Here is a 26,488-nt window from a genome sequence, read left to right as displayed (position 1 = left end):
TCGAAATGTTATGAGTTGAGTGAGTTCTGCGTTGTATAAGCTAAATGAGATGTTTGAAACCATCCAAGGGGAAGGGGTTTTCACTGGAGTCCCTGCTGTTTTTGTTCGGCTTCAAGAGTGTCCGGTTGGTTGCTCATGGTGCGATACCAAACAAACGTGGTATGCAGATGAGAATGATCAACGTCAAATAGGCGATATTCTGGTGAAAACGGAAGATTCTCCGACGTGGTGTGTTGCATCTGCCGAGAACATCGTAGAGCAATATCAACAGCAAGGCTTTAATGCTAAGCATATCGTGATTACTGGTGGAGAGCCTTGTATTTATGATCTGCGCCCTTTAACAAAGGCGTTTGAAGATATGGGGTGCCAATGCCAAATTGAAACCAGTGGCACATCAGAAGTGATTACTTCAGAAAATACGTGGGTGACAGTGTCACCAAAAGTAGCAATGAAAGGTAAACTGCCAGTGCTTAATAGCGCGTTAGAGCGGGCAAATGAGATTAAGCATCCAGTCGGCACCCAGAAAGACATCGACCACCTTGATGACCTTTTAGCAAATGCGAACGTAGCGGCTGAGACTATCATTGCACTACAACCAATTAGCCAGAAGCCTCGTGCTACGCAATTGTGTATTGATACGTGCATTGCTCGCAATTGGCGTTTGTCTGTTCAAACTCATAAATATTTGAGTATTGCTTAGACGAGAGGCTCGTCATCATTCGAAGTGGCTTTTCTATCTAATCCCGGTTTCGCGAGTAATGCCGTTGGTAGCTTTGCTATCGAAACATTGTCGATATATCTAAACAGTTTATAGCGTTGTAAAAGCTAAGAAGTGTTGGCTGTTGTGGTGTGGTGCTATCTTTGGTTCGACAATCGTTTCGCATTTAATTGATGCCACCAATCTGGCGGCATCAAAATGAAGCTCTGTTGGCTGGAGTTTCACGCTGAGATAAAACGTTTAGAAGCTAACGCAAAAGGTTTTATCCACCGCTATTACCGCTAACAAAGACTATTTGCTCGCTAAGTATTCTTCTAAGCCGCTTTGTCGCAGTAGGCACGCTGGGCATTCACCACAGCCTTTACCAACGATTCCGTTGTAACATGTTAAAGTATTGTTTTGGACAAACTCCAACATATTGTGCTTATCAGCTAGAGCCCAGGTCTCGGCTTTAGTAAGCCACATCAAAGGAGTCTTAATATTGAAGGCTTTATCCATACCTAAATTGCAAGAGAGATTTAGAGAGCGAATAAAGTTGTCTCGGCAGTCAGGGTAACCACTAAAGTCTGTTTCGCAGACTCCCGTAATGATGTCTTGAATGCCAAGCTGGTAAGCATGGATACATGCGTAAGTAAGAAAGAGAATGTTTCTCCCTGGAACGAATGTATTGGGTACGTTAGCGTCGCTTAAGTCATTAGATACCGGAATGTTGTCTCTTGTCAGCGAGCTTATCGCTAACTCATTAATTGATTTTACATCCAGGACTTTGTGGCTTTTGATGTTAAGTTGCTTACCTAATTCGATAGCGATATCTATTTCATCTGAATGGCGCTGGCCATAATCAAACGTTATAGCATGAACTTCATCATATGTATTTAATGCATCGATTAAGCAGGTCGTAGAGTCCTGCCCACCGGAAAAAACCACAAGTGCTTTTGTTGTAGCCATGTTGAACCCTTAGTTATGCTCTTTGATTCTTTGGTATTGATACGTATTCTTAGGCGTTTAATCCCAATTACGTACTCGACTTCGTGGCGATTGCGTCCGCAATCAGCTGGGCTGTGCTCTCAAGCACTCTTTGCTTGTCATCATTTGACAGCTTGTGGAGATTCACAGCAAGTTCAGCGGTGATTTCATCTTCACAAAAAAAATAGTTTAGAGGCACGTTTAGCTCATCTGCGATAAGTTTGAGCGTTTTTACGTCGGGAGTATGGCGCTCCCTTTCGTATTGATTCATCCTTGCACTTGCAGAACTATCATCCATGCCGATACGGATGCCCAGTGCTTTTTGGGACAGATTCGCTTGTTTACGCGCATGCTTAAGGCGGGCTGGGAGTGGATTATTAAACAACACTTAAAGTTCATACGAAGGACTTGGATGACTAAGATTATCTTAGTTTTTCTGATTTGTGTATACTAAGTAATACTTAGTTATTACCGAGGTCGCCAAGGCCGTGTCTGTATAACTAAAAAAGATTTCGTCTCTTTAGGTTGATTAAGTGACGTTGAATCTACTTCTTCAAAAACTGCCGTATGGAGGCGCGGGAGGAACGAGTAAGGGCAGGAGAAACCGCAGCGATTTGTAGAGCAGAATTTGCTCTTCACATAAACGTAGTCGTCTAAGTTGAAGAGCAATATTGTTCTTGATGATCAACTATATACTTAAGTAAATAACTGTGTCGCACAATAGATCAGAGCTGCTGCTAAGCTCATATTGATGACTTTGCCATATCTCTGGAATTGCGATTGAAGTAGCTTTCCTGCAACGGCCCAAACTACGTTGCTAAGAAGTGCGATCAAAGCAAGAATGAGGCTAGTCGCTAAGATCCAGTAGATATTCTGCGTGTGGGGCAGTACGAACGTAGAAATAGAGGTAATTCCATAAAGAATGATTTTCACATTAACGAACTGCAAACCGAAACCTGTTAAGAAACTGATACCTTTAGAATTATCCGATGAAGTTTTGATCTCACTCGTAGCAAGCCCCCAAGCCAACCAAACAATATAAGCTGCTCCAATCCATGTTAGCCAAGGTGTAATCACGGGCAAGAGGCTGATCATGTTATACGTGAAAGCGCCACAAAGTAGCATCAAAACAACATAGCCACAAAACATCCCCGAAATCACTTTTGTTGAGCGTTTTAGTCCATATTGCGTCGCGATGCTGAGCGATAAAATGTTGTTTGGCCCTGGTGTAATTGAAGTAATGATTACGTAAGTAAAAAATGCGGTGTAGATGGCGGTCATCTCTATCTCTCCTGTTTTTACTGCACTATACTTCGCTACAATTGATTAAAAAATTGAATAAATTAAAACTTAGACTTTTAATTTATTGAACTGTTGGTTGTGGAGTCTAGTCATGAATCTAAAACGCTTTCTTACTTTTAAAGCTATTGTTGAAGAAGGATCGTTTCTAAAAGCGTCACAGAAGCTTTATTGCACGCAATCAACCGTCACCTTTCAAATCAAGCAGTTGGAACAAGATCTGTCTTTGCAGCTGTTCGAAAAAATAGGGCGTAAGATGGTTTTGACTCAAGCAGGAGAAAAGATACTGCCTTACGTCTATGAACTGGCGCGAGTGATGGAAAATATTGAGGGAACAGCACAGCAAGAAAACTCGGAGCCGACCGGTGAATTGAAAGTGCTGGTTGCTGAGACTCAACTTGCTTATAAGATGGCTAATGTTTTAAAAGAGTTCAGGATCAGAGCGCCCAATGTCAGACTCTCTCTGCAATCACAAAATTGCTATCAGATTCGAGATGAGTTGATAGCGGATAAAGCTGATTTAGGTGTGTTTTATCGAGTAGGTAATGACGATACGCTCAAGGTCCACGAGTTTGAGCAGGAGCCACTGGTATTGGTTGCTTCGCCGCTTTTAAAAGGGCTAGATTTAAAGAAGAGAGAGCAACATATTGATTTAGGGTTTATAAGCAATGGCCCTAAGTGCCTTTTTCGACAGATGTTTGAGAGCATTATTCAAGAGCGTGATATTAGCATCGACAACATGATCGAACTTAGTAGTATTAATACGATCAAAAATTGCGTTGAGAGTAATATTGGTATCTCTTACTTACCTCGTTTTACGGTTGAAAAAGAGTTGCAAGAGGGCAGTTTACAAGAGCTTGAGTTCACCGAGTTTTCACAGATGATCAAGCCACTCTGTGCTTATCATGCTGGGAAGTGTGTGACGCCGGCGATGGAAGTCTTTATTGATTGTATGCGTAACGAGTATGAACGGCTTTCTACTCAGAGTCGGTGATCTTTAATATGTTCTATCTGACATAGTTTCGTTTTTACTCCTTTTTATTTTTAAGTGGCTACTTCTAATTTATTGATTTTTATTGCTTTATTTTGAATCCGACTGTTGTGGGATGATAAATGGGATCTGATGCGAAGAGCTATTTATTGACGGAAAGAGATAAGATATAAAAACGACGGCGTGTGATAACTAGATTAGATAAGGTTACATAATTAACAGTGTAATAAATTCCATTCTTTATGGATTATTTTCAACGAGACTTAATTGTTACGGTTCGTTATTATTAACTCGTTAACGCATCCATTGCTAGGAAGTTAACTTACGCATATTGTTTTTTTCATCATTTGCAGCAAATATAATTTGCTGCTTTTTTTTAGCCAAAAAAGTTCAAAGCTTGAACTACAAGCTATGAACTTTTATTTATACTTAGTGGTTTTCTACTTTAATAAGTAAAACACCGTTTAAAAGTATCGCGTAACCTAGTAACTCTAAGCTTTCTTCGACCAAGTTTTTCACGTCTCTATTGTATGAGTTCCCCATAAACTCGACCCAAAAATCACCATACCCTGCAAAGCGTGAGAATAAGAAAACAATGAAAAAGCCAATCGTTAATGTCGTGAAGCTAGAATGAGAAATGAAAAGTTTGACCTCATTTTTTATGTTGACTATGTTGTTAAAACAAAAATAACAGACCGATACTATTATAATCCACGCAGGGTACTTCCATGAACCGTGAGAGAAATACTGCTCTATGTGGTAGTCCATTTCTCTAACGAATATAACCATAAAAAATGAAGACATTATTACTAATATGTGTTTGAGTTCAAGATATTCCTTAGATTTATACAAACACATTAACGATGAAAAAAGCACAAATGCTATTTGAGTAATTTCTATAAGAGAGTTCTCCGATGTGCTTTTGTCCATTTGTACGCTAAAATAAATCGTTGCTAACGTGTAAATAACCAAAAAAATAAGATATGATATTTTATATACTAACAAACTAGTGACCGAGGTGTGTTTTTCTTTAATATACATCGTAACTTGTATAGGTGATGGATTTGTTAGTATTATAAATCAAGAATGTTTTATATTTAGTGAATTAAGCGCCATTTAGAATGGAACTTAATTCACCTAACATTAAACTTCTATGAATCTTAAATTTTCCTGTTTTAACTTATTGATTTTATTTGATGTTTTATTTGCTGTTAATTTTGGTTAAATAGAATCACCTAGCTTTTATTGAAATGCTTTTCCCATATTGGTGGTATGCCAATTTCTTCTTGAACGATATCAATGAATGCCCTAACCAATGGTGATTGCTGACGGTGTGAGTACATGGCATAAATATCACCAAAATCTTGAGTTTCATATTCTGGTAAAAGTTGAACTAAATTAGAAGACTCTAGGTTGTTAGGGAGCATAAATTGACCTATAAGTGCTGCGCCCAGACCTGACTTTACGCTTTCAATTATTAGCTCAGCTTCATTTACCATGTATGACCCTGATATTGGATATGTATCTAAACCATCTGATTTTGCTTTGTCGTAGAATTTAAGTTTATCGACAATAAAATTACCATTTGAATAAATAATAAAAGGTAGCTTAACTAACTCATCAGGCGTTTCTGGGTTACCATGTTTTTCAATTAAATTTCGAGAAGCAATGATTGCAGTCGTATTTTTTGCTAATTTTCTTGCTACCATTGATGAATCCCTCATAGGTCCGATTCGAAAAGCAATATCAAAATTACTTCTAATCACGTCTACATGAAGATCATCTAGCATTAGTTCAACACTTGCTTTTGGGTACTTATGTAAAAACTTCTCTATCGAAGGTTGTAGATAGAGTTTTCCAAATAATGTTGAGCTTGAAATTCGTACTTTCCCTGAAGGCTCAGTCTGAAAGTTCTCCGCTATTTGTTGAGTATCATCAAGGAGTTGAGATATTTGGTCTGCTTTTTCAACTATTTGCTGGCCGACTTGTGTTAATGAAAGAGAGCGAGTCGTTCTGTTTAATAGCCTAACGCCTAAGTGCTCTTCTAACTGCTTGATGTGTTTAGACAAAACAGAGCGGTCGATATTCATCCCATCTGCTGCTTTTGCAAAAGATCCAGCTTTAGAGACTTCTAAAAGCAGGTGTAGTTTATTTGCTAAATCCACAATGTTTATCCACGTTAGATATTAGCGTATTAGTTTCATGTATAACTGCTGCTCTGTCTAGAAATTATTAATATACTTAATAACCAAAAGAAAAGGGAGCAATAGCTCCCTTTAGTATGAATTTAAATGAGTATTTATATTATGGTTATAGTGTTTGACGTTTTTTGTTTCGACTCACTAACATGTAAAAAACAGGTGTGAGTAGTAATCCAAATACCGTTACGCCTACCATACCCGAGAATACGGCAATACCCATTGCTTGTCGCATTTCCGCTCCGGCCCCTGTACCAATCATTAATGGAATAACACCAGCGGTAAATGCAATTGATGTCATTAGAATCGGTCGAAGACGTAAACGACATGCTTCCAAAATCGCTGATAAGGTATCTTGGCCATTGTCTTTAAGTTCTTTAGCGAACTCCACCATCAAGATGGCATTTTTACACGCTAGAGCCACAAGGACAATCAAAGCAATTTGTGTGAATATATTGTTGTCACCACCAATGAACCAAACACCTGCTAGTGCAGAAAAAATGGTCATAGGAACGATCAAAATGATAGCGAATGGTAGTTTTAAACTCTCGTACTGCGAAGCTAGCACCATGAAAACTAACAAAACAACAAGTGGGAATATATACACCATCGTGTTACCAGCCAAAATCTGCTGGTAGGTTACATCAGTCCATTCATAAACCATTCCCTCTGCTAGGTTTTGATCCAGTACTTCCTCAATAGCCGTTTGGGCTTGGTCAGAACTGTAACCAAAAGCAGGACTGCCGTTTAGTTCTGCACTAGGGTAGCCGTTATAGTGCATCACGCGGTCAGGCCCAATCGTGGGTATGATCTCCAGTACAGCGCCGAGAGGAACCATTTGTCCGGCAGCATTTCTTACTTTGTAGTTAAGTATTTGGTCAGGTTCGAGACGATAGTTCATGTCTGCCTGGGCATTCACTTTGTATGTTCTACCAAACATATTGAAGTCATTGACGTATAATGATCCTAAATAAACTTGAAGCGCATCAAAAACCTGCTCTAGAGGAACACCTTGCAGCATCGCTTGTTCACGATCTATTTGGATGTCCATCTGCGGCACTTGTATACGAAATGTGGAATATAATCCCATCAGCTCGGGTCTTGTTGATGCCTCACTTATTACCAAGTTCAATTGCTTGAAGAGCTCATCAAACCCCTTGTTCGCACGGTCTTCGATTTGAAGTTTAAAGCCGCCAGTAGAGCCAAGTCCTTGGATTGGTGGTGGTGGAAAAATCGCAACGAAGGCTTCATCAATGATTGAAAAGCTCTTATTCAAAGATGCAACAATCGCATTTGCTCCGAGAGTTGGATCATTTCGTTTATCGAAGTCCTCAAGCGTAACAAAAACGATGCCACTATTCGGACTGTTAGTAAAACCATTGACCGATAAGCCTGGGAAAGAAATGGTTTGTGCTACGCCAGGTGTTGCCAGCGCGAGGTTTTCCATTTCTTTAATAACGGACTCTGTTCTATCTAAACTTGCTGCATCTGGAAGTTGGGCGATCGCAACTAAATACTGCTTATCTTGTTGAGGAATGAATCCTCCAGGAACCGCTTTGAATAGAGAAACCGTTCCCCCGAGTAACGCAATGTATACCACCACAACAACAAGGCTAAAGCGAATCAGCTTCTTGACCAGAGCTTGATATTGGTTCGAGCTGTACTCAAAAATTCTATTGAATGGCGCAAAAACATACTTACCAAAAACCGCATCCAATAGCTTGGTTAGCCGATCGGGTTTTGCGTTCTTATCTTGTAATAGCAGTGCTGATAAAGCAGGCGATAACGTCAACGAGTTAATTGCTGAAATAATCGTCGAGATCGTAATTGTTAGTGCGAACTGCTTATAAAACTGACCGGATAACCCTGTAATAAAGGTCGTCGGGATGAACACCGCACATAACACTAAAGCAATTGCAATAATTGGCCCGGTAACTTCGGTCATTGCTTGTTTCGTTGCTTCTAGTGGTGCAAGACCATTATGGATGTTCCGTTCCACGTTTTCGACGACGACAATGGCGTCATCGACGACGATGCCTATGGCGAGAACAAGCCCAAACAACGAAAGCGTGTTAATCGATACTCCAAGCATTTGCATTACGGCGAACGTACCGATTAATGAAACAGGCACCGCAATGATAGGGATGATAGACGCGCGCCATGTTTGCAAAAACAAAATGACTACAACAACAACTAGTACAATTGCCTCTAGCAGAGTATGAACCACTGCGTCTATCGATCCACGAACAAAGACGGTCGGGTCGTAGGCTATTTCATATGAAACTCCAGCTGGAAAGGCTGCTTGTAAACGGTCCATGGTTGAGCGAACCTGATTAGATAGCTCAATAGCATTAGCACCAGGGCGCTGGAATACGGGCATCGCCACCGCTGGTTTACCATTTAACAAGGCGCGCAGTGCATAAGAGTTTTGACCTAGCTCTACGCGTGCAACGTCTTTAAGACGTGTCAAAGCCCCTGTTTCGTCAACTTTTACTACAATGTCGTTGAATTCATCAATATTCTCCAAACGGCCCTTTACGTTCAACAAAACTTGGAATTGGTTTTCATTAGCGGCTGGTTGCGCACCTAATGAGCCTGCTGCCACCTGTTGGTTTTGAGATCGGACGGCGGAGACAACGTCCATTACGGTTAGATTTCTAGAAGCGAGCTCATCTGGATTTAACCACAAGCGCATTGAGTACTCATCACCACCGAAAAGGCGCACATCACCAACGCCTCCGAGTCGAGCTATCTCATCTTTCAAGTTTAAATTAGCGTAGTTAGCTAAATAACTGACTTCACGGCTAGAATCTGGAGAATATATATGCACAACCATAGTGAGATCAGGAGAGGCTTTTTCGGCAACAACTCCTAACCGTTGGACGGCTTCTGGTAATCGGGGCAAAGCTGTAGTGACGCGGTTTTGAATTTGAACCTGAGCTTTGTCCAAGTCCGTACCTAAAGCAAAGGTTACGGTCAATGTCATTCTGCCGTCACTGGTTGCCTGCGAAAACATATATAACATGTTTTCTGTACCATTAATTTCTTGCTCCAGAGGCGTAGCAACTGTTTCTGCGATTACTTTTGGGTTCGCACCAGGATAGTTTGCTGTAACTACGACTGTAGGAGGGACAACCTCTGGATATTCACTCACAGGCAACTGTAAAAGTGAAATTGCGCCTACTATTAATATCAATAGCGATAACATAGAGGCAAATATGGGTCTTTGAATAAAAAAGTGTGCAAATTTCATTCGGTTGTCTTCTTAGTCTTGAGCTAAACGTTTGTTTGGCAACGATGTTGAGTTTGAAGCCATAATCAATGAAGTATTGCTAATATCTAGCGTGACATTTTTTGGTTTGACTTTGCTATTTGGGCCAACTTTTGCTGGGCCATTTACCGCAATAATTGAGTCGGCGTTCAAGCCATTCTCGATAGCACGAAATGTTCCGTAACGTTCGCCTAAGGTTACGATGCTGTATTGCAACGTATTCTCTTCATTGAGTGTTAATACAAAGCGGTTTTCTAGATCTGTGCCAATAGAACGCTCTGGAACGAGAACTCGTTCAACTGGTTTGGTTGTTGATATCTGAACTCGGCCAAACGATCCCACTTTTAAGTTTGATTTTGTTGCATCGAATACCGCTCGAACCTGCAAAGTACCGGTGTTTTCGTTGATGGAGTTGTCGACAAAGTCAACGCGTCCAAAAAACACCTGCCCATTTTGTCCAGATAGTTCAAGACGAGTAGGTAAGTTAGAGTCGGCATTGATTGTCGAGAAGTAACGGTTCCAAGTTCGCTCATCGACATCAAAGTATGCATATACCTGATCGTTAGAGACAATGTTTGATATAACGCTTTGATTTGCGTTTACATTGTTTCCTTTAGTAATGAATGCTCTTGAAATAGTGCCGCTAATAGGAGCATATATCTTCGTAAACTCAAGATCTAACTTTGCGGATTCTAACTGAGCACGCAAGGCCATTAGTTCTGCAGAGCGTTGTTTTACTGCGGTATCTCGGGCCTCTGCTTGTTCCGCCGAGATGGCCTTTCGCTTAACAAGTTGAGCGGCTCTCTTTTGTTCGTTTGCTGCTTGCTCTAGCGCAGCTCGAGCACTCTTAACTTGCGCTTCAAGTCGTGAGACCTGAGCTTTGAAGGTTCGATCATCAAGAGTGACGAGTAAGTCGCCTTTGTTGACACTCTGTCCGTCTTTGAACTCTACCGTTTCAATAACTCCGGAAACGCGTGGCATTAAAGAAACTTTCTCTGGGGCTTGAAGCCTTGTTGTAAAGGTGAACCACGATTGAACGGGCTCATAGATGACTTTGGAGACGTCTATCGTAGGTAAGGGAGTATTAGGTTCTTTGGTTATCTCTTCGTCTGCACAAGCAGCTAAAACGGATAAAAGGCCAATGCCGAAAACTTTCTTTAACATTTGTCGCGCCCTAAATGATTCTGTTCATACTAAAAGGAACGGCATTGTATTCATTGTACCTATGGGTAAATAGGCCCTCAGCGAACATAGAGTAGTGATAAAAATGCACGATTAAATATTGGTCAAAATGCTCATTTTTTGGTTTGAAAAAGATCAGTTTAGGGTTTTAAAGACGTGGAGTATTGTTAAATGTAATAAGCCATAATAGATAGGAATAACTAAACAGAAGCTAAAGATAGCGACGAAAATTAAAGCGCTTTTAATTCGTGCATTATTTGCAATTCACTGATGCAATTTGAACCATAAAAAATTGAAATTAATTTTGTAAAATCCATTTCCCATCACATAAAGAATAAAAACTAAATAAGGAATTGTGCAGTGGATCTCGCAAGCCAACTTGAATTACTACTGGATGTCTCTGAATACGGAACTTTTGCTAAGGCTGCTGACAGAAATCATATAGATCGTTCAGCTTTGTCAAAACAGATCAAAAAGCTAGAGGATGAATTGGGCTTACGGCTGTTAAACCGTTCCACGCGTTCGCTATCCCTGACCAATGCAGGTGTTGAGATGGTGGCGCAAGCCAAGAAAGTAAGAGAGGTTCTAACCGAAACTCGTAGTATTGCTGCTACATTTCAGGATGAACCGAAGGGTAACTTGAAAATATCAAGCTCCACTTTCTTTGGCAGAGCATACTTAAATCAGGCAGTTAAAGAGTTTATAAAACAGTACCCAAACATTACTGTAGAGCTGCTGCTCGATGATAATCGAGTCGATGTTATCCACGAAGGTTTTGATGTTGTGTTTCGTATCGGACCAATCCGAGAGTCCAACATGATAGTACGTAAGTTGGCAAGCAATAATATGGCACTGGTTGCATCGAAGAGTTTTATTGATAAGTATGGAACCCCGAGCTCTCCAGAAGAGCTTATAAAAATGCCAGCAGTAATATACTCTAATGCTAACTTTAAGGCGGATAAGCTACGTATAGCGCCAAGCCAGTCATCAAGCGACGTTAGAACGTATAATATCAACGGGCAGTACTTCGTGAATGAAACTGAGTTAATGCTCGATGCCGTAAAATCTGATCTAGGGTATGCTTTAATAGGGCAGTTCTTTCTTCAGGAGAGTTTGAGTAAACAAGATCTTGTACAGTTGCTTCCTGATTATAATCTTCCCGCGATAGGGGAAATATATGCAATGTATACTCACCGAAATCAACAACCATTAGCCAAACTGTTCATTGATACTGTTCAAAAAATAATAGGGACGCCTCCTGTTTGGATGGATTATCTCAACTAATATGAGTACTAGGACATAATGTTTTAGATTGAGGGCTTGTTTATATTTATCCATAGAATATGGTTGAATTTGCACTTTAAAAATAATTGCCACTGTTCATAATTTCACTCGATTCAAACAACACAAGTAGTGGTAATTAAATGAAAATGACAAGAACGTCGATCGCAATCGCTGCACTTTTTTCTGCAAGTGCTGCAAATTCAGCCGTAGTTTATGAAGATCAAGAATCAGTATTAAATATTCATGGCCGAGCGCAAGGGATGTATTATTTCTCTGATGATAAAAATGCAGACGGAGATAATAGCTACATTCGTGTAGGACTTGCAGGTGAGTCTAAAATAAATGAAGATCTTTATGCCTTCGGCTTATATGAGTTGGAATTTAAGTCTAATCGCAGAGATGCTGATGGGATTGAAGATGATGAATTTGATATCCGAAAAGGCTATGTAGGAGTTGGTGCAGATTACGGAACAGTAAGTTATGGACGTCAATACGGTGCGGTCACTTTAGTATCTGACTACACGGATATTTTCCCGGAGTTTGGTAATGAAGCTGCTGGCGTAAGTGCGGATCTATATGGTACCGGTCGCTCCGATTCAGTATTTAAGCTAACGACAAGCTATGAAGGTTTGAATATTCATGTTAGCTATCAGGCTGAAAACGATGAAGTGTCAACAGATGCAGCCTCTTATGGTGCGGCGGCGGACTACAAGTTGCCATATGGCTTCAAAGTTGCGCTTGGTTACAACGAAGGTGAAGGGCAATCGGGTGCAGAAGATGCAGAGCTGCTAACGGGTGCTATTGCATTTGAATACGACAAGTTTTATGCCTCTGTTTTATACAGTGATGGTGAAAACTGGGCTAAAGATGGTTCTGAAAGTAATATTGATTACACCGGTATTGAAGCAGTTGCCACTTATGAAGTAACAGATAAGCTTTGGGCACTAGTTGGCTATAACAATCTAGAGCGTGATGATGAAGATGTCGTCGATTACTACTCACTAGGTGCAGAGTACGATTTGACTTCTAATTTTAAAGCACTAGCAGAATACAGAATTACAGATGTAGACAATGAAGACGATATTCTTGCAATAGCTGCGAGATATTCATTCTAAAAAATTAATAAATATAAAAAGCCTGAAACTATTTTCAGGCTTTTTATTTTATCGGTGTAATTTTATAAGTGCTGATTTTCATCCATATATAATGGATTATATTGATCGTTACTTGTTAAAGTGTTTTGGATATAATTGTTTTGTTAGCTAGTCCACTGCTAGTTTTCATTTTCATATTTTTTGAATGATGATTTTTTCTTTGGCAACAAGAAGTATCTTGTTGCCTTTTTTTTACGTCTTATGGTTAATTAAAACAAAAAGAGTTTTTTATATATTGCTATAAACGAGAAAAATATAACGAAAATTGTCAATCTTAGGTTGAGTTAATCTTCATAAAAAAGTGAACTCAATTTCAAGGGTCTTTTTCATTTAAGTGATGTGGAATCCATATGGCGAACCAAGTGAATGATAAAGCGCCAAACGACGAAATGTATCTCAATGAAGATTGGAAAAATTATTTTTATGTAAACGATAGAGGTAGGGATTGATACTGTTTATGTAAGGAGAGAGCGATTTATGAAAAGCAGTCGTTTCAATATGATTAGACACCTTTACTTTCTTAAAATAGGAAGGGCTCTAAGAAAGTAAAGGTGCAGATGATTTTTTAGTTTTTACCGCCGTCACTTGTTCTGAAGTGATAATCGAAGTTTATGATTGCACGATATTTAACTTCATCACGGTTAAGTGCGTATTCTTCAACTCTCACTTTACTATCATCGATTGCAATATCACGAGGGAAACCGCTTCCAATGATGTTTAGACGATTTCTAAGTTCATGTTTTGATAGCGTTTGGTATTCATCGACAAGATCAAACGCAGAGCTATAAGCGGCATCTTTTGTCGTAAAGTCATTGAGAACAACTTTGTTTGTAGAGTGTTCGACATGAATACCAGCAGTAGCAGATAAACTGAATAATAATAGTGATGAGAGCGTCATTAGTTTTTTCATATAGTCACCTTTTTATTTGTATTACAAAGTCAAGATGTCCAACGAATCCTTGTTAATATCTCTCGACAAAGGTGATAGTGCCATTATAGAAATGTGCTGTACATCACATTTGTGACCATTAACTATGGAAGAATTGTCAACAATAAAACTCAAGCACTTTTGACACTACGGTCAATGTGAAAAAGCGAATATCTGTATGGTTTCGTTAATAATTAAACCACTCTCGGAAACGCTGACTATTCAGTCAAAGCGTATGTTTCTTGTCGTTATAGTGACCTGCCTACAACTTAATCACTTAATGCATGCAATTCAATTGCAATGGCTTGGTATAGATTTTCATTCAGATCTTCCAGCGTAGTAACGATCCTACAAATTCCAGTGATTAAAAAGTCATTGTTTGTGGTTTTTTATTCTATTGTCGTGTATAAAAAAACTTTACAACAAATGATAAAGGAATATCCATGAAAAAGTTATTGTGTTTTGCTGCACTGGGGTTAGCTGTTTCGACGACGGTTAATGCAGACCCAATTTTAGACGACATCAAAAGTACAGGGGAGCTAAAAGTCTGCTTTGATTCTGGGTATATGCCTTTTGAAATGACAGCAAAAAATGGGCAGTACATCGGGTTTGATATCGATTTGGGTAAGCAAATGGCGCGTGCCATGGATGTTAAGTTTGTGCCGGTAAACACTTCATGGGATGGCATTATCCCAACACTGTTGACTGGTAAGTGTCACATGATTATGGGAGGGATGACTATCACACCTATGCGAAATACTCAGGTGAATTTCGCTGATCCTTATGTGGTTATTGGTCAATCCATTCTCGTAGATCTCAAACATGAAGGTAAAGTGTCTAGTTACCGAGATCTCAATAGTCCAGAATATGTTGTTGCAACTAAGCTTGGGACAACGGGTGAGCAAGCGGTAAAACGATACCTTCCGAAAGCTAAGATAAATCTATACGAAACTCAGTCTGAAGCGGTACTTGAGGTTGCCAACGGAAAGGTAGATGCGTTTGTTTATGACTTTCCTTACAACTCTATTTATGTGGCGGAAAACAAAAAGCAGTTAATGCACTTAGCTAAACCGTTTACTTACGAGCCTTTGGGTTGGGCTGTGCCGCAAGGAAATCCAGATACGCTTAACTTCTTAAACAACTATTTACGTCAAATTAAGGGCGATGGAACTTACGATCGCATTTACGATAAGTGGTTTAACGACGATAAATGGTTAAAGCAAGTCAAGTAATCATATTGTTATTGTAGAGGAGCGGTTAGCTTCTGGCTCGGTTCTTCGCCAATCAAGAGGTTCGCGCTGTGAAGCTAACGCTTTTCTTTATTCAAATACCCAACCAACTTTAATCAAAGTCATTCTCGGAATCACATGCAAAATAACTTTAAATCCCTATTGTGGAACGCTGTTTTTGTTCTTGTTTTGCTATCAATTTGCGGTCTTGTCTATCTGTCAGGTAAGCGAATCGATTACAGCTGGAATTGGGAGCGTGTCCTTCCTTATATTGCCACTAACGCTGCTTCATCCATTACCGCGCCTGTCGATGGGAACATCATTCTCGACGAGAATAACCAACTGGCTCTGGAGAGTATTCATGGTGATATTGTTCTTGAACTAAGCCAATATAAGTCTGTGGACGTCTATGAAGGTGATCTTATTTTTGAAGGAGATACCTTAGCAACTATAAAAGAGTGGCGCTCTGGCCCAATTTTAGATGGTGTTGTGACGACCATTAAAATCTCACTCTGGTCACTTATCATTGCTCTAGCGTTGGGCTTAGTGGTCGGACTAATGCGTATATCCAGCAATCCGGCATTAAAAAAGCTGGCGCTTGTGTATGTCGAGGTTATTCGTGGAACGCCTCTTTTAGTACAGATTTTTATCGTTTACTTCTTTATTGGTACTGTGCTTGACCTTGAGCGTTTTACTGCGGGAGTGATAGCGCTCTCCGTGTTTACCGCTGCTTATGTCGCAGAAATTGTGCGGTCAGGAATCCAGTCAATCCCAAGAGGACAAATGGAAGCGGCGCGTTCACTAGGAATGAATTATCCCAAAGCGATGATTTATGTCATTTTACCTCAAGCGTTTAAGCAGACATTACCTCCCTTAGCCGGGCAGTTTATCAACCTGATAAAAGATTCCTCACTTGTCTCCGTGATTTCGATTACTGATCTGACAAAAGCGGGCAGGGAAGTCGTAAGTGGTAGTTTTGCCCCATTTGAAGTTTGGTTTACCGTTGCGGCCCTTTATTTGCTTCTAACTAGTACCTTATCTTGGGCAATACAAACGTTAGAAAAGAAATTGGCAGCAAGTGATTAATGGTGGAGTCATTAATGGAATACATTATTTCAGCAAAAACAATTAATAAAATTTACCCTAATGGCTGCCATGCGCTCAAGGACGTATCGGTAAATGTAGAAAAAGGGGAAGTGATTGTCATCGTAGGACCGTCAGGTTCTGGTAAGTCAACATTCTTACGGACGATCAATCAATTAGAGACAATAAATAGTGGGTCTATAATCGTAGATGGTATCGATATGTACCACAAATCTACGGATATCAATAAACTACGCGCTGATGTGGGCATGGTATTTCAAGGCTTCAACCTTTTTCCACATAAAACGGCGATAGAGAACGTCATGTTAGCACCTTTAAAGGTTTCTAAACGTGACCCTGAATCGGTGAAGAAAGAAGCAAAAGATTTGCTTTATAAAGTCGGTCTGTCGGAGAGAATGGATAATTATCCTAATCATTTATCAGGTGGACAGCAGCAGCGCGTGGCAATCGCTCGTGCGTTAGCAATGAAGCCCAACATTATGTTGTTTGATGAACCCACATCAGCACTAGACCCTGAAATGGTTGGAGAAGTTCTTGATGTGATGAAAGATTTGGCCAAGGACGGAATGACGATGGTAGTGGTTACTCATGAAATGGGTTTCGCAAAAGAGGTCGCTGATAGGGTGTTGTTTATGGAAGATGGTGAGCTTTTGGTTTCTGACTCTCCTGAGCGATTTTTTGATAACCCCACCAACCCTAGATTGCAGAAGTTTTTATCTAAAGTCTTATAATAAAAAGAAAATTTGATTGAGGGCGAGTCCCTCAATCACTTCATGCACTATTGTGGCTCGTAACGCTCGCTTCGCCGAGAGACATAGATAATGGGCTTTTTACTCGAAGTTAATGGCGATAACATTAGCTTGGTCCGAATGAAAGGTCTGGTAAATACTAGAGTGTTTAATCAGCCATTAAGTTTTTGTTCACTTTAAACATAACAATTTCATTTTGAATTGATAAAAATTGTGTTTGAATAGAGCTTATGGATGTTTGGCGGTATGGATGTCTAAATGAAGAAAGTAACAATTTTAGATGGTGGCATGGGGCGAGAGTTAAAACGTATTGGCGCCCCTTTTTCTCAGCCGCTTTGGAGTGCACAAGCGCTAATTGAATCACCACAATATGTAAAAATGGCACATGAGAATTTCATAGACGCTGGCGCAGAGATTATCACTGTCAACAGTTATGCATGTGTTCCATTTCACTTAGGCGAGGAACTCTATGCAAAACGGGGGACTGAGTTAGCAAAATCTGCAGCTAAAATTGCCAGAGATGTAGTCACCAGCTCTAACGATAGAGTGCTCGTTGCGGGGTCTCTTCCTCCTGTAATGGGGTCTTACAGGCCTGAATTATTCGAGCCGAAAAGGGCACTGGAAGTGGCTTCTGAGTTATTTGAAGCTCAAGATCAATATGTTGATATTTGGTTAGCTGAGACCGTGTCTAGCCTCGCTGAAGTTGAAGTTCTATCAATAATTTTAGCCAAAACAGATAAGCCCAATTATATTGCTTTCACCTTAATGGACGAGCCTAACTCTTTGCCTCGCCTTCGCTCAGGGGAATCTCTTAAAGTCGCGGTTAATACGCTGTTGAAAACAAATGTTTCAGGTATCTTTTTCAATTGCTCTATTCCTGAAGTTGTCGAGCAAGCGATCATTGATACACAAGCAGTATTGTGTGAGTCAGGTAGAGAATTGACGATAGGTGTTTTCGCAAATAGCTTTGCTCCGATAAAGCAAGCGCACCAAGCCAACGAGACCATTCAGGAAGTTCGTCATTTCTCTCCGACTGAATATCTTGAGTATGCTAAAAAGTGGCATGCGCAGGGAGCGAGCATTATTGGTGGTTGCTGTGGGATTGAACCACGTCATATTAAATTGCTAGCGACTTGGAGAGACACTCTCGAAAACGCTTAATTTTGGTGAAGCGCAGGGAAGTATGGCAAGAGGTTTTGTTTTTCATTCATCGTTATAGACAAAATAAAGGTCTTTCATATCTGGCAAAGTAACAAGATGCTTTAACTTGCTCATTACTTTGCCAGTTTTCCTCGAGATCTTTATTAATTATTTTTGGTTCAGATTAACGACAATCTTTCCAACTGTTCTCTGATTTCGCATGTCCAAGAGTGCGTTACCTACATCCTCTAAGCCGATGATCTTCAGTTTCGGTACTTCCAATTCTCCATTTTCTAATAGCTCAGACACTTCCTTTCCGGCATTAACGATACTTGCAAACCCTCTCTCGCCAAAGACATGACCAGAGCCCAAACTTATTTGGTGGAAGCCCAAGCCTTTTAAGAAGGCATCTGGATATTGAGAAGGGTCGACAGTCTTGACGAGCTCCACCATTTCGCCCTCAAAGGTTAACACCGAGGCTGCAATTCGGTCGTTATCACCGCCTACACAATCGAGTGCAACCTCAACGCCATGATTTCCGGTAATGTCCATTACTCGCTGAACTACATCTTCATGATGATAATCAATCATATGGGTTGCTCCTAACGAGGACAAATATGCGTGATTAGCTTCTGAACTAGTAGCAATGATCTGTTCAACACCAAATGTCTTTGCTAACTGAATAGCAAAGCTTCCAACGCCGCCAGCACCTCCGGCGATAAAAATGCTGCTTCGATTTGAAATATCGAGCTTGTCTACCAAAGCGCGATATGCGGTCCAGGCTGCGCAAGGTGTAGATGCTGCTACTTCAACCGGAACCTGAGGGTGCTTTATAAGCGTTCTTGAATCATGGATAGCAAATTCAGCGAATCCTCCGTGATGGCGTCTCATGTTTCCGTGATACAACACTTTATCGCCAACCTTCCAATCAACGACCACATCGCCTACAGAGACTATTTCTCCTGATACGTCTAACCCGCCAACAAAATTGTTATCCATGTTAGTGACCATGTCTGACCAATAATGGATTTTTGCATCGACAGGGTTCAAACCAACAGCGTTAACTTTAACCAATACATCAAATTGGGTTTCTAGTTTTGGTGTAGGTAATTCGGATAAAGAGAAAGTATCTTTATCTCGTTGGTAAGTTATCGCTCTCATAGGTTTTCCTTATTATTAAGAATGGTCGAAAGTCATACTAACTCAGAGGGTGCTGCTGCAATAATTATGGTTTTTTCTTATTTTGATAATTTTAGGTTATGTTTGATAAAAAGGATTCGAGATGCTCTGAAATTATCATCGACAACCAGTCTGCATAGCTAACGACATGTCACTTTATGATAAGTAATGACTAGTTTTATTATTCCATTTTTATGGAAATATTTTGTTGATCTTTTGTTTTGTGATTCTATAATTCCAGAAATATCGAAATAAAGGCTTATCTATCAGGTAAGCTTGTTAGCGAAAAATGACGAGGAGAGTAAATGTGAATACAGAAATTATAACTATGGCTAAAGAAGCGCTGGATATGTTTGCGTTTCTAGCAACCGAACTTATCATCTTATTTCTGGCAATTAGCTACATTGTCGGTGTGTTGCAAGATTTTCTAACGCCAGAAAAAATTCAATCTATTCTCAGCTCGAAAAAGGGTAAAGGTTACTTCATTGCTGCGTTGCTAGGTTCGATTACGCCTTTCTGTTCGTGTTCGACCATTCCTTTCTTAAAAGGCTTGTTGCGTGCAAGAGCAGGTTTTGGACCTATGATGGTGTTCCTATTTGCAAGCCCGTTGCTTAACCCAGTGATTATTGGCTTGTTTGTGGTGACTTTTGGTTGGAAAGTTGCGGTATTTTACTTTGCTATCGCGATGTCAGTATCAGTGGTAGCAGGCTATGTACTTGAAAAACTAGGGTTTGAACGTTACGTCAAACCAGAAGCATATCAAGCGGTAGGTTCTTCTTCGTGCGGTACTTCTTGTGGCGATTCAAGCAAGAAAAAAGAAGAAGCGAGACCAGCATCAAGCTGTGATACCAGCGCCTGCAATGAACCTACGCCAGTTGCGGCGAAAACATCTTGTTGTGGTGATGTACCAAAACCTGAACCTAAAGTGGAAGTATCTTGCTGTTCATCTGGCGGTAGTGCAACAGCGACAGTCGTGGAAGAGAAAGAGCCTAGCCGCTGGGTACGTATTTGGCAATCAACTTGGAAAGACTTTAAGCAAGTGTTCCCTTATCTCATGATGGGCATTGCGATTGGTTCATTTATCTATGGCTTCATCCCGACGGAGTTCATTGCGGAGTTCGCTGGTGAAGCGAAGTGGTACGCGATTCCGGTCGCAGCAATCATTGGTATTCCATTGTACATCCGTGCAGAGGCGGTCATTCCACTTAGCGCGGCACTAGTACAAAAAGGTATGGCTCTTGGATCTGTTATGGCGCTTATTATTGGTAGTGCTGGCGCAAGTCTTACAGAAGTGATTTTGTTGAAATCAATTTTTAAGAACCAAATGATCGCTGCCTTCCTAATCGTTATCTTAACGATGGCCATGGGAGCGGGTTACTTATATAGCTGGGCTTTTTTATAAAAATAACCCTCGGGCGATTGCTCGAGGGCTCTGTTTTTGTCGCCATATAGGGAAAGGGAAGTTTCCTATACCGCGCAGACTATAAAAAAATAACGAGGTTACTCGTAAATACTATAGGAGAAATACTTGCTGGCGATGGTTTTATGCTTACCGCTCTGGATCAATTTTTGTATTCCGCTATCGAGTAATGCTTTTAATTCTTTGTCTTGTTTTCTCACTGCTACGCCAATGCCACGGCCGAACCACTTTTCCTCTGTAAACGCTGGTCCAGTAAAGTGATAGCCTTCACCTTGTGCAGTTTCAAGAAAACCAGCACTTAAACCGATTGAGCCGCCAAATACAGCATCTAACCGTCCATTGAGTAGATCGGTAAATGCCTCATCGAACGTACCATAACGACGAATATCAATATCTGGATACAAGGCAGAAAGGTACTTATCACCAATTGTGGCTCTTTGAACTCCAATAGATAAACGATTTAGGCTGCCGTCATCCATGTTGATTTCTCTATCATTTTTCATTACAAAACGAGTCGGTACTTTTGCATAAGGGACGGTGAAATCGACTTTCTTTTCTCGTTCTTCTGTGATTGTCATTGCAGCAATAATCGCATCGTTCTTGCGACTAAGGAGAGAAGGGATGATGCCATCCCAATCCATTTTTGAGATAACGCACTTTACTTCTAACTCTTTGCATAACGCGTTAGCGAGGTCGACTTCAAACCCTTCTAGCTTTCCCTCTTTTGTCGTCCAGCTAAATGGGGGGTAAGCCCCTTCAACAGTGAAGCGAATTTGTTTCCACTCTTTCGCATGGCTGAAAACTGAAAATAAGCTAATAAACAATACGACTATCCATTTCATAAACGTTTCCTTGTAACTATTTGGAAACCAATGTTTAACACAAAGTAAGCAAATATCAATGAAAGTGCATATATGTGTGACCTTTCGCCCGCATTGTGTGAGCGAAAGGTTGTGCGTGTATTACAGCTTATCTTCAATAGTTACGAGGGGAACTCTCGTTGAGACAGCGTGAAGTGCAATGTTGTGAATCATTTCATCGACCGTGGTACAGCTATCCATTAAGATCGAAACATCATACTTGTCCGCAGATTTTGAGATAGCAGTATGTGTGACGCAGTTTTGTGTCATCATTCCGCATACAAGTAACTCCGTTACATTTTTGCTTGCCAATACTTCTTCTAAACGTGTTCCTTCAAAGCTATCTGCGAAGTGCTTTACCACGATTTCGGAATTCGGCGCTAAAGCAAGAACTTCTGGGTGAATATTGGCACCGTCGCTGCCTTCATTGAAGAATGGTGCAATGCCCATGGCAGGATCGGCAATATGCTGAATATGAATCACAGGAATGTCTTGCTCATTGGCTTTAGTTATTGCTCTCTTAACATTGTCTAAAGTCGATTCTGTATTCCATAAAGGAAACTTTCCTTCCGGGAAATAGTCGTTTTGCAAATCAATTACAAGTAGGGCTTTTTGAGTCATTTTCTTTTCCTTTTATTCAGGATCATTGCGGTACGAATAATATAAAGACTTTTAGCCACCTTCTTTAGAGTCTAAAATGACACAAAAGAGTCAAAAAGCGACACTTGAAGATAATTGAAAATGAAAATAGCACTCGTTAATTACCCAGATAGCTCGCAAGCCTCCGTATATGGTTTAAGCGAACTCTTCGAGATGGCAAACCGTGCGGCGGCTAAATTGGGCGTTGATGTGCACTTTGAAGTAGAGATATTGGATCACTGGCCAAACACGCACTTCGATGTGAAAACAGCGGTAATGATTCCGCCTAGCGGCACTGGTCAATATTACTTAGAACCAGAGCCAGAGCTACTCGACTGGTTAAATGTCCAACATAGTAAAGGTGCGATTTTAGCCTCCGCCTGCGCCGGTACTTTTATTCTTGCTCAAACCCAGTTGTTGACCAATAAGTCTTGTACAACACACTGGGGCTTGGCTCCTTCATTAGCGAGTCAGTTTCCCGATATCCATGTAAGACAAGAAGCCATCCTTATTAACGAAGGAACGATCATTACGGCTGGGGGTATGATGTCATGGGTGGATTTAGGTTTGGAATTGGTTTCCTTATTTGCGTCACCGGCAGTAATGCGCCTGCTAGGAAAAATGTTGGTTATTGATACTGGTCCGAGAGAGCAACGCTTTTATCAACAGTTTACTCCAAACTTCCAACATGGTGATGGGGTAATTGTTCAACTACAGCACTATATAAACGATCATTATCAAGGAAAACTGAGCAATAAAGAGCTTGCAGAGTTGAGTTGTTTAACAGAAAGGACATTGCAGCGACGCTTTAAAAAGGCGACAGGTTTCAATGTTAACCAATACATACAAAGCTTAAGAGTACAAAAAGCTTGTGATTTACTTGAGTCGACAACCCTAACATTTGACGCAATATCATTTAGAGTGGGTTACCAAGATGTGAGCGCGTTCAGGAAAATATTTAATAGAATCGTAGGTTTAACACCGAAGTCGTTCAGATCTCGGTTCTGTTCATGAACGCCAGAAGTAAGATAATGTTGGTATTAAACATTTATAACTCAGAAGCAAACACCGCATATTTTTACAAGCTGGCTTAGCGTGATGAAAAGGGATAACAAGCTAAGCCAACCGTAGCGTACTCCTAATTACTGAACATTTTGTAGAATGCTTAAAGGGTTCTCAAATTACAATGACTTGTATAGGTCGTTGTTAATCACAAAAGCTATGTGATTTCCAAAACCAGTTTCCCAATATGTTGCTTGCGTGAAAATACTTCTTGCGCTTGACCTATCTGGTTCAAGGGAAATGACTCCGCGACTAAGGGACGAATTGCGTTCTGTTCGATATAGCGAACCAAGTTACCGAATACTTCTGGTGCCAAAACGGTACAACCAAATAACGCTAGGTCTTTAAGGTAAAGAGTTCTTACATCCAGCTCGACAATTGGGCCGCCTATGGCGCCGGAAACAGCGTATCTTGATCCTGGCTTTAGTACCTGAAGAAATTGTGGCCACTGCTCTCCTGCGACCAAATCAATCACTACGTCAACGCTGTTTTCTCCGAGAGTCGCCGGCAAATTTGCATCGCGAGGGATAACTTGGTTTGCTCCTAATGCCGTGATCTGTTCTTTCTTTTCTGGGCTGGCGATAGCAATGACGTATGCTCCACGCGCCTTCGCCAGTTGGATTGCGGCAGAGCCAACACCGCCGGATGCCCCTGAAATCAGTACGGTATCGCTCGCTGTGACATTAGAGCGGACAAGCATGTTCTCGGCAGTTGAATAAGAACAAGGGAAGGAGGCCAAATCGATATCCGATAAACTACTATTCACAGCAAATGCATGTTTACTGTCAACAACAGTGAACTGAGCAAAGCCACCATCACATTCTGAACCGAAGTACCAAGGCGAGCTAAGTGCTTGACTGTTGAAGCGCGTAATACATGGTTCGATAAGCACACGCTGACCGATTCGTGATGGGCAGATATTCTCACCAACAGCGACGATGGTACCGCATACATCGGCACCTTGGATTCGAGGGAGAGATAGCGCGTCTCCTGACCAACTTGCATCCATGCTATTGGCGTCGTTTTTAGAATACCATGCTGTTCGGGTATTGATGTCGGTGTTATTGACTCCGGCGGCGGCAACTTGGATCAATACATCATCAGGAGAGGGGACTGGCACAGGTAGATCATCGCGGTAACGAAGCATATCTGGCCCACCATGACCGATAAGTTGGACGCCTTTCATGACTTTCGGGATTGTGGTCATTGATTGTTCTCCTTCATTAGTTCTAGCAGAGTGTGTTCAGCGGATGCAAAGGCAGCGTGACCGAGAACCGGCCATGCGTTGGATAAACCTTCATGTAACAAGAAGAGTGTGGTTGCGAGGTCTTCTCGCTGACTTAGTTGGACCATAAGCTGACGAACCGCCAATTTGTGTTGTTTTACTGCTTGATTAATAGATAGATTTTCTGGATAGGCTGCTAATGCATTGATGGACATGCAGCCATTCGGTGCAAACTCCTTCATCCAATCCTCGAGGCGAGTGAATAGGTGTAATACAGCCGGTGTTCCATTGGCAGGGGCGTCTTCGAGCAAAAAACTCAAATACCTTTGATGGCGATGCTCGAGAGCTGCAACAATCATCGCTTCCTTGGAGGGGTAGTATTTGTACAGGGTTCTCAGGCTGACTTCGCAGGCGTTTTTGAGTTGGGGTACGCTCGGCTCGGCGAAGCCATACTGACTGAATGCTTTTTCTAGGCTTGCTGCGATTTTTTCTTTCACTATTTGACATACCAGGTAGAACGTTTGTTTTACCTAAGGGTAGAATAAACTTTCTACCTCTGTCAATGGTGTATTTAAACTCTGTATTGAAAGCCCGACGTAATGCCGGGCTAACTTAAGTGATTTTTATCGATTCGGAACGTGAATCAGTGTGCCGTTGCGTGCTGCTCTCCACGCTTGTCTAGCATTCCGCTGAAACGGGTTAGTAGTAGAGCACCTAATACTACGATCGCGCCAATCCAAGGTGTGTGCATCAGCCCAGCATTGGCCACGATAAGGCCACCGCCCCAAGAACCCAGTGCAATACCTACGTTAAATGCAGCAATGTTGAGACCAGAAGCGACGTCGACTGCATCAGGTGAATATTTCTCTGCTAGTTTGACAACATAAACTTGAAGTCCTGGAACGTTACCAAAGGCAAAGGCACCCCAGACAAGAATGGTCACTACTGCAGAAATTGGATTAAATGCTGTGACACTAAACACGAGCAATACCACAATTAGGCCCGAGAAAATCGCTGTCAGAGCTTTGATTGGCCCCATAGAGTCGGCCATCTTTCCGCCCCAGATGTTGCCGAATGCGACCGATACACCATAAACCAACATAATTAGGCTGATAGCGCTAGAGCCAAACCCCGAAACTTCTTCCAAAATAGGAGCCAAGTAAGTGAAGGCTGTGAACGTACCACCGTAACCGAGCGCGGTGATTGCGTACACCAAAAGTAGACGAGGCTGAGTCAAGACTTTTACTTGCGATGACAGCTTGGTTGCTGGTGGTTGTTTCAGATTACTCGGCACTAGTAGAGCGCTTCCTATCAGTGCGATGATTCCAAGGATCGCGACGATTAGGAAGGTTGCCTGCCAACCAAATGTCTGGCCAATCCAGGTGCCAAGTGGCACGCCCGTCACTAGAGCTACGGTGAGACCGGTAAACATAATAGCAATTGCGCTAGCGGCTTTTTCTTTTGACACTAGGCCAGTGGCGATAGTCGAGCCGATCGAAAAGAACACACCGTGTGCAAGCCCGGTCAGTATCCTTGCTGTAACTAGTGTGTTGTATCCAGGTGCTTGCCAGGCTAACAGATTGCCAAGAACAAACAGTGCCATAACAGAAAGCAGAACGTACTTTCTTTTCCAGTTACCAGTCAGCGCTGTTAAAACGGGAGCACCAACCGCGACACCAAGTGCGTACAGGCTAACTAAAAGACCCGCTGAAGGTAATGATACGTTGAGGTCGGAGGCCATAGTCGGTATCAGACCGACAATTACAAACTCCGTGGTTCCAATAGCAAAGGCGCTCAGCGTCAATGCAAGTAAAGCTAAAGGCATAACAACTCTCTCTTAAAATCATTGAATATGAATGGATAAACGAATAGCCCGTCTCCATGTCGTGT

General features: G+C 41.3%; 23 protein-coding genes. 10 read left to right on the top strand and 13 right to left on the bottom strand.

Annotated features, from left to right (window positions below; all coding sequences use genetic code 11):
- Positions 1–49: 49 nt before the first annotated feature.
- Positions 50–700, top strand: a complete 651-nt coding sequence (gene queE, locus IJ23_RS09795; RefSeq protein WP_005377296.1) for a 7-carboxy-7-deazaguanine synthase QueE — start codon at positions 50–52, stop codon at positions 698–700.
- Between the two features lie 309 nt (positions 701–1,009).
- On the opposite strand, the gene queC is transcribed toward queE, so the two are convergent.
- The 3 genes from queC to eamB form a co-directional block, all read right to left on the bottom strand.
- On the bottom strand, positions 1,010–1,666 hold the full coding sequence (queC, locus tag IJ23_RS09790; protein ID WP_005377298.1) for a 7-cyano-7-deazaguanine synthase QueC: 657 nt from the start codon (positions 1,664–1,666) through the stop codon (positions 1,010–1,012).
- A gap of 67 nt (positions 1,667–1,733) precedes the next feature.
- Positions 1,734–2,072: a helix-turn-helix domain-containing protein gene (locus IJ23_RS09785; RefSeq protein ID WP_005388200.1), complete on the bottom strand. Its 339-nt coding sequence runs from the start codon at positions 2,070–2,072 to the stop codon at positions 1,734–1,736.
- A gap of 308 nt (positions 2,073–2,380) precedes the next feature.
- Positions 2,381–2,965: a cysteine/O-acetylserine transporter gene (eamB, locus tag IJ23_RS09780; RefSeq protein WP_005388201.1), complete on the bottom strand. Its 585-nt coding sequence runs from the start codon at positions 2,963–2,965 to the stop codon at positions 2,381–2,383.
- A gap of 112 nt (positions 2,966–3,077) precedes the next feature.
- Between eamB and IJ23_RS09775 the strand changes: the two genes are divergently transcribed.
- The gene (locus IJ23_RS09775; protein ID WP_033906147.1) at positions 3,078–3,977 is read left to right on the top strand and encodes a LysR family transcriptional regulator; all 900 of its coding nucleotides are present in this window, start codon (positions 3,078–3,080) and stop codon (positions 3,975–3,977) included.
- Positions 3,978–5,209: 1,232 nt separating this feature from the next.
- Here IJ23_RS09775 and IJ23_RS09765 read toward each other — a convergent pair.
- The 3 genes from IJ23_RS09765 to IJ23_RS09755 all read right to left on the bottom strand — a co-directional run bounded on the left by IJ23_RS09765 (position 5,210) and on the right by IJ23_RS09755 (position 10,607).
- A complete protein-coding gene (locus IJ23_RS09765; protein ID WP_033906145.1) occupies positions 5,210–6,139 on the bottom strand; it encodes a LysR family transcriptional regulator in 930 nt (309 codons plus the stop codon).
- Between the two features lie 145 nt (positions 6,140–6,284).
- Positions 6,285–9,425 carry an efflux RND transporter permease subunit gene (locus IJ23_RS09760; RefSeq protein ID WP_005377311.1) on the bottom strand — a complete coding sequence of 1,047 codons (3,141 nt, stop codon included), beginning with the start codon at positions 9,423–9,425 and terminating at the stop codon, positions 6,285–6,287.
- Between the two features lie 12 nt (positions 9,426–9,437).
- Positions 9,438–10,607, bottom strand: coding sequence for an efflux RND transporter periplasmic adaptor subunit (locus IJ23_RS09755; protein ID WP_033906144.1), 1,170 nt, complete (start codon positions 10,605–10,607; stop codon positions 9,438–9,440).
- A gap of 378 nt (positions 10,608–10,985) precedes the next feature.
- Here IJ23_RS09755 and IJ23_RS09750 point away from each other — a divergent pair, with 378 nt between their 5' ends.
- Together IJ23_RS09750 and IJ23_RS09745 are read left to right on the top strand one after the other, a co-directional pair.
- On the top strand, positions 10,986–11,909 hold the full coding sequence (locus IJ23_RS09750; RefSeq protein WP_005377321.1) for a LysR family transcriptional regulator: 924 nt from the start codon (positions 10,986–10,988) through the stop codon (positions 11,907–11,909).
- 140 nt (positions 11,910–12,049) lie between these two features.
- On the top strand, positions 12,050–13,024 hold the full coding sequence (locus tag IJ23_RS09745; RefSeq protein WP_033906143.1) for a porin: 975 nt from the start codon (positions 12,050–12,052) through the stop codon (positions 13,022–13,024).
- A gap of 604 nt (positions 13,025–13,628) precedes the next feature.
- On the opposite strand, the gene IJ23_RS09740 is transcribed toward IJ23_RS09745, so the two are convergent.
- Positions 13,629–13,973: a DUF3316 domain-containing protein gene (locus IJ23_RS09740; protein WP_005377323.1), complete on the bottom strand. Its 345-nt coding sequence runs from the start codon at positions 13,971–13,973 to the stop codon at positions 13,629–13,631.
- Positions 13,974–14,434: 461 nt separating this feature from the next.
- On the opposite strand from IJ23_RS09740, the gene IJ23_RS09735 reads away from it, so the two are divergent.
- The 4 genes from IJ23_RS09735 (at position 14,435) to IJ23_RS09720 (ending at position 18,234) form a co-directional block, all read left to right on the top strand.
- On the top strand, positions 14,435–15,223 hold the full coding sequence (locus IJ23_RS09735; protein WP_033906142.1) for a transporter substrate-binding domain-containing protein: 789 nt from the start codon (positions 14,435–14,437) through the stop codon (positions 15,221–15,223).
- Between the two features lie 135 nt (positions 15,224–15,358).
- Positions 15,359–16,306, top strand: coding sequence for an amino acid ABC transporter permease (locus IJ23_RS09730; RefSeq protein WP_005377325.1), 948 nt, complete (start codon positions 15,359–15,361; stop codon positions 16,304–16,306).
- Positions 16,306–17,055: an amino acid ABC transporter ATP-binding protein gene (locus tag IJ23_RS09725; protein ID WP_284143211.1), complete on the top strand. Its 750-nt coding sequence runs from the start codon at positions 16,306–16,308 to the stop codon at positions 17,053–17,055. The genes IJ23_RS09730 and IJ23_RS09725 overlap by 1 nt, the downstream gene beginning before the upstream one ends.
- Before the next feature lie 276 nt (positions 17,056–17,331).
- Entirely contained in the window at positions 17,332–18,234 is a 903-nt protein-coding gene (locus IJ23_RS09720) for a homocysteine S-methyltransferase family protein (protein WP_033906141.1), read from the top strand.
- Between the two features lie 147 nt (positions 18,235–18,381).
- Here IJ23_RS09720 and IJ23_RS09715 read toward each other — a convergent pair whose 3' ends face one another.
- Positions 18,382–19,374, bottom strand: coding sequence for a zinc-binding dehydrogenase (locus IJ23_RS09715; RefSeq protein ID WP_033906140.1), 993 nt, complete (start codon positions 19,372–19,374; stop codon positions 18,382–18,384).
- Between the two features lie 346 nt (positions 19,375–19,720).
- On the opposite strand from IJ23_RS09715, the gene IJ23_RS09710 reads away from it, so the two are divergent.
- A complete protein-coding gene (locus IJ23_RS09710; protein WP_228010009.1) occupies positions 19,721–20,794 on the top strand; it encodes a permease in 1,074 nt (357 codons plus the stop codon).
- Positions 20,795–20,892: 98 nt separating this feature from the next.
- On the opposite strand, the gene IJ23_RS09705 is transcribed toward IJ23_RS09710, so the two are convergent.
- Together IJ23_RS09705 and IJ23_RS09700 are read right to left on the bottom strand one after the other, a co-directional pair.
- Positions 20,893–21,654 carry a transporter substrate-binding domain-containing protein gene (locus IJ23_RS09705; protein WP_005388903.1) on the bottom strand — a complete coding sequence of 254 codons (762 nt, stop codon included), beginning with the start codon at positions 21,652–21,654 and terminating at the stop codon, positions 20,893–20,895.
- 120 nt (positions 21,655–21,774) lie between these two features.
- Positions 21,775–22,293, bottom strand: coding sequence for a cysteine hydrolase family protein (locus IJ23_RS09700; protein WP_033906138.1), 519 nt, complete (start codon positions 22,291–22,293; stop codon positions 21,775–21,777).
- Positions 22,294–22,413: 120 nt separating this feature from the next.
- Here IJ23_RS09700 and IJ23_RS09695 point away from each other — a divergent pair, with 120 nt between their 5' ends.
- Positions 22,414–23,325, top strand: a complete 912-nt coding sequence (locus IJ23_RS09695) for a GlxA family transcriptional regulator (RefSeq protein WP_033906137.1) — start codon at positions 22,414–22,416, stop codon at positions 23,323–23,325.
- Between the two features lie 205 nt (positions 23,326–23,530).
- On the opposite strand, the gene IJ23_RS09690 is transcribed toward IJ23_RS09695, so the two are convergent.
- The 3 genes from IJ23_RS09690 to IJ23_RS09680 form a co-directional block, all read right to left on the bottom strand.
- Positions 23,531–24,580 (bottom strand): alcohol dehydrogenase family protein, encoded by a 1,050-nt coding sequence (locus IJ23_RS09690; protein WP_033906136.1) that lies wholly within the window; start codon positions 24,578–24,580, stop codon positions 23,531–23,533.
- Positions 24,577–25,098, bottom strand: coding sequence for a TetR/AcrR family transcriptional regulator (locus IJ23_RS09685; protein WP_031777252.1), 522 nt, complete (start codon positions 25,096–25,098; stop codon positions 24,577–24,579). Before IJ23_RS09685 ends, IJ23_RS09690 begins: the two co-directional genes overlap by 4 nt.
- A gap of 143 nt (positions 25,099–25,241) precedes the next feature.
- Positions 25,242–26,423, bottom strand: coding sequence for an MFS transporter (locus tag IJ23_RS09680; RefSeq protein ID WP_017635963.1), 1,182 nt, complete (start codon positions 26,421–26,423; stop codon positions 25,242–25,244).
- Positions 26,424–26,488 lie beyond the last annotated feature (65 nt).

The sequence above is a fragment of the Vibrio sp. OY15 genome, from assembly GCF_000742455.1.
Taxonomy (GTDB): Bacteria; Pseudomonadota; Gammaproteobacteria; order Enterobacterales; family Vibrionaceae; genus Vibrio; species Vibrio alginolyticus.
The sequence above is the reverse complement of the archived record's forward strand: the minus strand, read 5'-3'. Positions and strand labels throughout refer to the sequence as shown.